General features: G+C 68.4%; 3 protein-coding genes. All 3 read right to left on the bottom strand.

Annotated elements, in window-relative coordinates:
* Window positions 1–168: 168 nt before the first annotated feature.
* Window positions 169–957, bottom strand: a complete 789-nt coding sequence (locus tag AB0C99_RS39535; RefSeq protein WP_362485328.1) for a DUF5677 domain-containing protein — start codon at window positions 955–957, stop codon at window positions 169–171.
* Between the two features lie 102 nt (window positions 958–1,059).
* Window positions 1,060–3,459 (bottom strand): Helicase associated domain protein, encoded by a 2,400-nt coding sequence (locus tag AB0C99_RS39530; protein WP_362485326.1) that lies wholly within the window; start codon window positions 3,457–3,459, stop codon window positions 1,060–1,062.
* 390 nt (window positions 3,460–3,849) lie between these two features.
* On the bottom strand, window positions 3,850–4,068 hold a 219-nt coding region (locus AB0C99_RS39525), incomplete at its 5' end, for a hypothetical protein (protein ID WP_362485324.1).

Raw genomic sequence — 4,068 nt, 5'->3', positions numbered from 1 at the left:
TCAGCAGGGCGGCGTGCGGGTCGATGCCGACGCACAGCGGGCCGCGCTCGTCCATGGCGGCGCGCAGGCGGGCGCCGAACGGCGCGAGGTTCTCCGACACGGAGCTTGCGTGCTGGAAGCGGATTACCAGGACCAGTGACGTGCCGGGTTCTTGAGGACGGGACCTGCCTATAGCGGCCGGGCGCGCTTCAGATTCAGCAGGCTCGGCGGCAGACCGAGGTCTCCCACCGCCTTGTCGATCGTGGACTTCATGGGGTTGCCGGTCAGCAGCGGGCTGATTGCCGCAGCCGCTTGCAGCAGGGCTACGGGAATCCAGAGCCGGTCCGCTGTCACATCCGCCGCGCCGCCCGTGGGCGTGGAGGAGAACTTCAGCACGCCGTCGTCGATGATCAGAAACGCGTCGGCGGTCGCGCCGGTGGTGTGAGAATAGGCGGACTGGTGCCTGTAGACCGGGTACACCTCGGCCGTCCCGTACGCCGTGACCAGGGTGTCGAAGTTCTTCAGCTCGCCGAACAGCTTCTTGTGGATGCGCTCTTCCTCCGCGTCGGCGAAGGCGAGCGGCTCCGCCTCGGTCACGGTGACGGGCTTGGGGAGGTTCCAGGTCGCGTTGATGTTCGCGGCGAGCTTCCGATGGTGATCGGCCCAGTAGTCCGAGAGTGCGCGAACCGCCGGCAGGCCGTTGTCCGCCAGCCAGTTCATTGCGTAGGCGTGCCCCAGGAGGTTCCGCATCAAAGGCGCCGCCTCCACGGTGTACCCCTGGTCGTACAGAGAGACCAAGGCCTGTGCGGTGCGGTTGGTGAACTGCCACCAGCCCATGAGGGGATAGACGACCTCTTGGTGCTCCGAGAGCACCCGCACACCGTGGCTGGTGACGCTCTCCGCCGTACGCAGCATCACCGGAACTATCGCCTGGCAGCGCCGGAGGCACTGCTCGTTAGGGCCGAACGCGTAGACCATGATGCGGAACCTACCGGCGACAGCTCGGTCGGCGACAGCGACATTCGTCGACAGCAAGGGACCCCGGGCGCGTAGGTGCGCTCGGGGTCCCTTCCGGCCGCGTCAAGCCACCGCCCACTCCAGCCCGAGGCCGGCCAGCGCGGCGAGCTTGTCGGCGGTCAGCTTGGCCCGGCGGCTCTTGCTGTTGGACAGGAACACCCCGAGCTTCACCTCCGACCCGTCCTCCAGCCGCTCTACGTGGGCCCTGGGGACCTTCACAGAGCCTTCCCTGGCCTTGTACTGCGCCAGGGCCGCAACGCCCTTCTCGAAGGCGCTCAGCGGCGTCGTGGACGGCTTCGCGGACGCCTCGATCTCCGGCTCCGGGGCCGGGGCAAGCGGCGTGATGCCGAGCCGCTCCAGGCGCTCGCGCTGCCCGTCGTGCAGGGCCTCCCACACCTCGGGCTTGCGCTGCCGGGCCAGCCACTTCCCGATGTCCATGCCGTGGACCGTGAAGCCGGGCACGACGTCGGCCTGGCCCTCCTCGTCGGCCACCAGCTCGCGCAGCGCGGCGAAGTGCCGCTGCCACTCCGCCAGCCACTCGGGATTCCAGTCCTCGTCGACGTCCTTGAGCGCCGTCTCCCACTCGAGGTGGCCCTCCAGGGCACCAGGGCGCCGGAGGTTGGACAGCCACTGCCCCACCGGCCGGTCCAGCATGGTCGCGGACCGGGGCGCGCACAGCGTCCAGTGCTGGTCGTAGTACGCCTTGGCGGCCTCCAGGTTCTCCTGGAACCGCTCATTCGCGAGGCTCCAGACCATGCCGAGCTTCTCCAGACGCTGGGCGCGCAGGCCGCTCATCTGCCCCGCTCCGTACGCCCGTCGCTGCTCCGCGATCCACTGCCCAAGGGGGTACGCACCCTCCTTGTGCCCGTACGGAACCCGGGCGTGAAGCTCACGCTCGGTGAACTTCTTCAGCGATGCCCAGCCGCGCGCCCAGTCCTGCTTCTCCGTGTCGATCACGTTGAAGCTGACCCAGTCCGCGACCATCACCGGGTCACGCGGAGCCGCAAAACGCAGCAGCAGACGGGATTCGTCCTCTCCTTCCTCGGGCGGCGGACCGATGTACTCGGACGGCTGCGCCACGTCCTTCTGCGGCTCCTGCGGAATAGCCAGCAGCTCAATTGCCTCTTCGTCGTGAGCGCGCAGACCTTCGAGAACCTTCACCAAAGGCCGATACGACCCGGAGGTGAACATGTCTTCCGGCTTTTCTCCGGGCTGGAGAAATACCGGCACGATCAGAGAGGCGACCTTTCCCTGTCCAGGCTTCTGCCTGAGCGCCCGACCGATGGCCTGGATGATGTCGTGCGGCGCCCCCTTGGGGTCCAGCAGGGCCACCGAGTCGACCGCGCGGATGTCGACGCCCTCGCCCAGGACGCGGCAGTTCGAGAGCACGGCCCGCAGCGCGGTGGACCCGAAGCCGCCCAGGACGCCCCGCCGGCGCTCGGGGACGTGCTCACCGCACAGCCAGTCCGCCCAGATCCGGGCGGGGTACTTCTCCGGCTGGTCGGCGTGCAGCTTGGCCGCCACCCGCTGAAGGCCCTCCGCGTACGCCTGTGCCTCTATCGTCCGGTGGTGGAAGGTAATGCACGTCGACAGGTTGTGCTCCTGCATCGTGTGCAACAGCGCCGCCTGGAGCGCCCCCAGGCGCTCCCCGCGGACCTTCTCGCTGTGCCGCTCCTCGCCCATCAGCCGCTCGGGCGTGACGACCGGGTCCTGGAGCTCCAGGACGATGATCTGGTAGCGGGCCAGCAGGCCGCGCGACACGGCCGACGCCAAGGTGAGCTTGAACAGGACCGGGCCGAAGACCTTCTCGTCGTCCATGGAGGCCGCCATCTCGCGCGGCAGCGGGTCGCGCACCCCCTCCGCGACCTCGCGGTTCAGCCGCTCCTCCCAGATCCGCGGCGTGGCCGTCAGGTACAGCCGGCGGTGCGCCGGGATGACGGTCTGGTCGTGGATGTCCGCCCACGCCTTACCCATCGACCCGGAAGTCCGGTGGGCCTCATCGACCACGGCCAGGTCCACCGGGGCGAGCTGCTGGCCGTAGACGCCCTCGAACGCCTCCGCCAGGACGCCCAGCGACGCGTAGGTGGCGTAGATGGTCACGGGCCCCGTGCTGTGCCACAGCGCCAGTTGCACGGGGTTGGTGGTGGAGCGGACCTTCATGCTCCACAGCTCCGGGTCGTCTTGGAGCGAGCACACGGCAACCGCCGGCCCCTTGTGCCCGGCGTCGTGCCACGCCTTCACCGTCTGCGCCAGGAGGTCCAGCGTCGGCACCAGCACGAGAATGCGCCCCTGGGGCACAATCCGCTTTGCCGACGCGGCGGCAATAATCGTCTTCCCCGTGCCACACGCGGCGTGCACCTGCCCGCGAAGGCCATTCCAGGGAATACCGCCCGGCGGAATATCGAAGCCGCGCACAATGGCGGCAACGGCCTCGATCTGGTGGTCACGCAGTTTCACGGCCATGCCCCGTGTTCTCCTTTTCGCGGAAAGCGGCGCGTAATCAGAAAGGGAATCCCGGCGCGAGGTGCGCGGCGCTGGGGTGGTGGTTTCTGATCCCAGACTCTACACAGCGGCGACCCGTGATGCATCACTCACGCGCCAACTTCGCCCCCCAGGGTGATACATGACTCATTCTCACCCACAGGCGGCCGGTTGTCCTGTATGCTGGCGGGGTATTGATGAACGTGAGCGGCCGGTTTCGAGAATGGGGGAGGGGTTCGGGTGGAGCGCAGCGGAACCCGTCACTGCGGTGGGGCCGGCACCCCGTCAGACGGATGGTTCACCACCTCCGTTGCGGGGGTGGTGGCTGGGAATCCCAAGCCCTACACAGCCCCGCGCGTGATGCACCTCCCCTTACTGCCAGCCCAGGCACCCGCGCTTGCGCGGGTGCCCACAATTCGCGCTTGCGCGAATTGCCCTGCCCTTTGAATTCCGCTTGCGGAATTCCATTCCCCCGCTTGCGGGGGAATCCGAATTGCGCTTGCGCAATTCGCGCTCTATGCCCCGGCTTGCCGGGGTGCGGGACAGCTCCCGCATCGCGGTGGTCTGCCGCTCCACCGCCTCCGCGATGCC

This window comes from Streptomyces sp. NPDC048659 (assembly GCF_040650575.1).
In the GTDB taxonomy this organism is placed as follows: Bacteria; Actinomycetota; Actinomycetes; order Streptomycetales; family Streptomycetaceae; genus Streptomyces.
This window is presented reverse-complemented; position numbering and strand designations above follow the sequence as displayed.

Excerpts from the sequence above, each read along its gene's own strand:
- AB0C99_RS39535 (WP_362485328.1), bottom strand. The coding sequence starts at position 957 with ATGGTCTACGCGTTCGGCCCTAACGAGCAGTGCCTCCGGCGCTGCCAG.
- AB0C99_RS39530 (WP_362485326.1), bottom strand. The coding sequence starts at position 3,459 with ATGGCCGTGAAACTGCGTGACCACCAGATCGAGGCCGTTGCCGCCATT.